The organism is Calditrichota bacterium (assembly GCA_014359355.1).
Taxonomy (GTDB): Bacteria; Zhuqueibacterota; Zhuqueibacteria; order JANLFK01; family Oleimicrobiaceae; genus Oleimicrobium.
In genome coordinates, this window is record JACIZP010000042.1 from 1 (window position 1) to 5,323 (window position 5,323).

4 protein-coding genes and 1 tRNA gene are annotated in these 5,323 nt (G+C 61.5%); 2 read left to right on the forward strand and 3 right to left on the reverse strand.

Annotated elements, in window-relative coordinates; all coding sequences use genetic code 11:
- Window positions 1–787 (forward strand): hypothetical protein (locus tag H5U38_01875; GenBank protein MBC7185761.1); only part of this gene is annotated, 787 nt, incomplete at its 5' end.
- A 36-nt stretch (window positions 788–823) separates the two neighbouring features.
- Here H5U38_01875 and H5U38_01880 read toward each other — a convergent pair.
- The 3 genes from H5U38_01880 to H5U38_01890 form a co-directional block, all read right to left on the reverse strand.
- Window positions 824–2,197, reverse strand: coding sequence for a sigma-54-dependent Fis family transcriptional regulator (locus H5U38_01880; GenBank protein ID MBC7185762.1), 1,374 nt, complete (start codon window positions 2,195–2,197; stop codon window positions 824–826).
- A gap of 15 nt (window positions 2,198–2,212) precedes the next feature.
- Window positions 2,213–3,406: a hypothetical protein gene (locus H5U38_01885; GenBank protein ID MBC7185763.1), complete on the reverse strand. Its 1,194-nt coding sequence runs from the start codon at window positions 3,404–3,406 to the stop codon at window positions 2,213–2,215.
- Window positions 3,407–4,196: 790 nt separating this feature from the next.
- Window positions 4,197–4,280, reverse strand: a tRNA-Leu gene (locus H5U38_01890).
- Window positions 4,281–4,600: 320 nt separating this feature from the next.
- Between H5U38_01890 and H5U38_01895 the strand changes: the two genes are divergently transcribed.
- Window positions 4,601–5,323: PAS domain S-box protein (locus tag H5U38_01895; protein MBC7185764.1), on the forward strand; the 723-nt coding region annotated here is incomplete at its 3' end.

Genomic DNA, 5,323 nt, shown 5'->3' on the forward strand with positions numbered 1-5,323 from the left:
GTTTCCCATCGCCTCGCCTGACGACTGGGAGGTATTCAAGCGGGAGCGCCTGGACTGGTCCCGCGAGGACCGCGTCCTGAGGCATGTCGGCGACTTTATCGCCACGCGCCATCAGCAAGGGCGGCCAGTCCGTTTCGATGCCGGCTCTCTGTACGGCTGGTTGCGGAACTGGATGGGAGTCGAGAACCTGAGCATCGCCCTGATGACCGAACCCACGTGGGTCGCCGCCATGATGGACCACCTCAAAGAGCTGACCATCCACCTTGTGCGCACCCACATCACGCCGCAGATGGCAGTGGACGTCGCCTGGTGGTGGGAGGACATGTGCTACAACCACGGTCCGCTCGTCTCGCCGGCGCTGTTCGAACAGCTCATGGTCCCTCGCTACAGGGAGATCGTCGAGGAGCTGCGGGCACATGGCATCAAGCACAGTGTGGTCGACTGCGACGGCAAAATCGACCAGTTGGTTCCCGGGTGGCTACGGGCTGGGATTAGGGTGATGTTCCCGGTCGAGGCCCTGCACACCTCACCTTTGCGGCTGCGCCACGAGCACGGCGACCAGGTGCTGATGATAGGAGGTGTGAACAAGCTCGCCCTCATCGCCGGACCGGCCGCGATCGACCAGGAGCTTGACTCCTTGGCGCCCCTCGTGGCTGGCGGCGGCTACATCCCCTGCGTGGACCATCGTGTTCCACCTGACGTGTCGCTGGCCAACTATCGATACTACCTGGCGCAAAAGGAGCGCCTGCTTTCTTCTGCGATGCCTGCAAGAGGGAGCGCAAGCTGACCAATTGACGCACCCGGGCCGATGCGGCCTTCTAATTCACGGGGACTGGCTCTCCTGCTCGATACCAAGTTGCCTCATCTTCCTGTACAGGTTGGTCCGCTCAATGCCCAGCTGCTCCGCAGTCGCGTTCATGTTCCACGCATTGGCGATGAGTTTGGCCCTGATCAGGTCACGCTCAAACCTTCTCCTTGCCTCGCGCAGCGGCAGTCCCACGTAGCTGAGCTCCAGCTTATCCTGGTCCTCGGACATCGCGTGCCGTATCTGCGGTAGGTCGATGACCTCCCTATCGGCGAAAATCACCATGCGCTCGATAAAGTTGCGCAGCTCGCGCACGTTGCCGGTCCAGGCAGAGCCCACAAGCGCCTCCATGGCTGCAGGCGTGAGGCGGATGAGCGGTTTGTGCTGCTCCTGGCATGCCTGCCTGAGGAAATGGCCGACCAACTGCGGAATGTCCTCCCGACGGTCGCGGAGAGGAGGTAGCTGAATCTTGACGACGTTGAGCCGGTAGTAGAGGTCCTCCCGAAAGCGGCCAGCGCGCACCTCCTCCTCGATGTTGCGATTGCTGGCGCCAATGAGCCGGACATCCACCATCCGCACAGACTCGCTCCCCACAGGCTGCACTTCACCGCTCTCCAATGTCCGGAGGACCTTCGCCTGCGCCGAGAGGCTCATACTGCATAGTTCGTCGAGAAAAACAGTGCCCCCGTTGGCGTGCACGAAAATTCCCTCATAGTCCCGGGTCGCCCCGGTGAAGGCTCCCTTCTTGTGGCCAAAGAGCTGGCTTTCCAACAGCCCCTCCGGAAAAGCCGAGCAGTTGACCGCCACAAAGCGTCCTTTACGGCCGCTCAGGCGGTGGATGGCGGAGGCGACCAGCTCTTTTCCGGTGCCAGTCTCGCCGAGGATGAGCACGGTGGCATCAGTAGGTGCGGCGCGGTCGATGATGCTATAGACTTCGCGCATCTGGCGGCTGGTGCCGACCATTCCGTAGCGCTCATAGAGCTCTGCCGCGGAGGCTGCCGCTCGGCGCAAGGCCTGCCCCTTCTGCAAGTTCTCCTGGATGTGGCGAAGGAGGTCCGGCAGCTTGACGGGCTTTTGCAGAAAATCCGTTGCGCCTTGCAGGATCGCATCCACTGCCTTCGGGATGTCACCATGGGCAGAAATCATCACCACTGGACGCGTGCTGTCCAAGGCGACTAAGCGGCGCAGTAGCTCCATGCCGTTCACTCCTGGCATGACCAGGTCGAGCAGCACAAGGTCCGGGTTTTCTTGTTCGGCCAACCGCAGTGCCTCCTCAGCCGTCGTAGCCGTCGACACCCGATAGCCCTCGTGCATGAGGATGTCTTCCATGATGTCGAGGGCCTTCTGTTCGTCGTCAACCACAAGGATGTGCGCTGCACCCTGGCGTTTCATGACCACAACCCTTGTCTAAGCCTGATATGCAGGGAGCTCCACGCGAACGGTGGTACCCACGCCGACCTTGCTCTGTAGGCTGATACGCCCCCCGTGCTCTTTGACGATGTGGCGGCAAATGCTCAGCCCAAGCCCCGTGCCTCCGTCCTTGCCGGAGACGTACGGCTCGAACACGCGCCCCAAAAGCTCGTCAGGAATGCCACACCCCGTATCGCTGACTTCGAAGGTGACGAATTCGCGCCGTACCGGCTCTCCAACGGCAAGCCACTGGGTCAGGCCCGCGCGCAAGAAGATGCGGCCTTTTCCTTTCATGGCCTGCACCGCGTTGTCAAAGATGTTGAAAAACAGGCGCTGCATCCCCTCCAAGTCCACACGCACCTGGGGGAGGCCTTCTTCGCACTCCACGATGAGGTCCACCGTTTCCGGTAGCCACTGGCGCACCTGGCGCTCCACGGCGTTGAGCAATTCCCTCGCCTCCATGACGCACACCTTGGGAGGTTTCAGGCTGGTAAAACGCAAGAAGCCGTCGGCGATGGCACGCAACCTTTCGATCTCTTGAATGGCCGAATCGACGTAGCGATCCATAGCGGCACTGCTCTTTGCGCGAGTCTCGTGGTAGGCCAACTGCAAGCGCTGTAAGGTCAGCAGCACCGTGTGCAGAGGGTTCTTTATCTCGTGGGCCAACTGCTGCGCGAGGGCCGCCCAGTCCAAGGCCCGCCGCAGTTCTACCCTTGCCGAGGTGTCTTCTATGGTCAAAAGGCTGGCGCAAGGCCCCCAACGCCTTTCCGAGACCGACACGCCGCGGATGACCCCCGCCCGGCCGCCTGGGAGTTGCACCACCCGGTCATCCACCGGTTCCCGCACCTCGCCCTCCGTACCAAGCTCTTTCAGGACCACGCCAAGTTCGTGGACTATCGGGGGCGGAAAGACTTCTGAGTAATGTAAACCGCGGGGGTCGTTGACTCCACTGACCATGTGGCTGCGGGCCATCCTGTTGCTGTGCACGACTCTGCCTTTGGCATCGACGAGGAAAGCGGCGCAGGGAAATGCCCCCAGAATGCGCACCACCTCGCGCCTCTCACACAGCCGAGACATCCACAACCAGGCACAAAGGGCAGCCAGCACTAGGACCAGGGCCGTGACTCCAGTTGCTGCCAGCGCGGCGGGTGTTCCTGCAGCGAGGGCAAATGCTTGCAAGCCATCACCCATGAGGGCGATCCCTCCGTCAGTCTCATGCGCTCGACGGCAGCCGACCAGGGACACCGTATTTCCTTCACTAGCCTGCAGTGCCCACCTGCGCGGACTGCTTCTTCACACCCGAACAGAGCGCCGCTTCCCGGCTCGTTCCTCCGCTTCCGAGATTTGCTCCGGGGGGTGGTGCACAAGAGACGCGCCGCGCCCGGCGTGCCGTCACGTGACGCTTGAACATACGCAAGAGAGAGAAAATAGTCAAGAGAAAAGTGTAGGCCTCCTGCGAATGCGGAAAGCTCCCTACGGCCGTTGGCGATGCGCTTGCGGGCGGAACAGCGTTCCGTGAGAGCAGAAAAGAGAAAGGCGGGTCCTCGGGGGCTGAGGAACCCGCCTTTCCCCCTATCATGACCCGCCGTCGCCCGGCCCTCGCTGAGCTCGATAGCTCCGACGTCCCCTAATCCAAGTAGTCCTTCTTACTGTCGCATTCCGGTGCTGGCGATCTTAGCGGTTCCGTCGCTTCGCAATCGCTACTTGCAACTAACGGGCCACAGTGCCGATTTTTGGGCCATTTGGAAAACCAGCACTTATGGCGGTCGCGGACGCCTCCTTCCAGAAGGGTGTATCACTTTTACAACATTCGGGGAGGGGCGTGTTGTTTTTCCACAACAGGGCTCGGACAACCACGGTGCGGCTGTGCCCAGGCTACGTCGGACGCTTCAGACCCTGCGGCAAGAGAGTGGCCAGAGGCAAGGATGTCACCAAAAACGCGACGCGGACTCTCCCCAAGGAACGTCCGCGTCCACCAGTGTGCCGAAGGGGGGAGTCGAACCCCCACGGGCGTAAGCCCACACGGCCCTGAACCGTGCGCGTCTGCCAGTTTCACCACTTCGGCTTTGCGAGATTTCCGACGCTGCAAATTTAGTAATCGGCGGCGGCAAAATCAAGAGTTTTCTTGCTGCCCACTTTCGCGCTCATTGGGAAGTGCTGAGGTCACCCGTCGTCCGTGAAGCCGTGCACACGCCGTCCTCGCGCAGCCAGCTAATTGGCCTTGACTTTTCCCGGCAAAAGTGGTACTTTTAGCAGCGCGTTGTAAACGGAGACATCAGCGCAAGGTTGCGCTCGGTATCCTCAGGTGAGCAACGGGTTCCCTGCTCTGGGCAGGACAGTCAACAGGCCATTGCGGCGGCCATCGGAGAGCTGGAGGTTTACGCCTTGACCACACACACTTCGCACGATGCAGCAGTTCTGGGGCAAACCATCCCTTTTGCTCCTGAGCAGGCAAGAGACGGCATCTTCGCATTGGACCGTCGCGGCCGTTTCTTTTATGCGAACCCTCGATTCCTCGAGCAGGTGGGCCGCCAGGCGTCACAGCTGCATGGCTGTCCTCTGGAAGAGTTGGTCTCGGCACGTCACCAAGACAAGGTCCGCGCGATGCTGAAGCAGCTGCTGCGCGGCATCGACTACCCGCCCATTGAAGTAGACCTCGCCACGACAACCGAAGGAAGCGTACCTGCAGAGATACACGCCTGGTCAATCCGCGAAGGGGGACGCATTGCCGGCGTCCAGGGTACCTGCCGCGACCTTCGTCCTCGGCACGGTGTGCACGAGGAATCACTCGGCACGACCGAGCTCTACAACAGGCTCTTCGACCTGACACCCGAGGCCATCATAATCACGGGGGCCGGCGGAAGAGTGGTGAAAGCCAACCAGGCGGCGGCCCGCATGTTTGGCTTCGAGACTCCGGAGGCGATCCTGGGACGCAAGGGCGTCACGCTCTATGCTGACCCCACCGAGCGTGAAACCATTATGGCACAATTGCGCGAACACGGTTTTGCCATTCAGCCATACGGCAGGTTCCGGCGCAAGGACGGCTCGCTCGGGCATTGCTCGGCGCGCATCCAGGCACTCTATGACCAGGCCGGCCAGGTGCTCGGC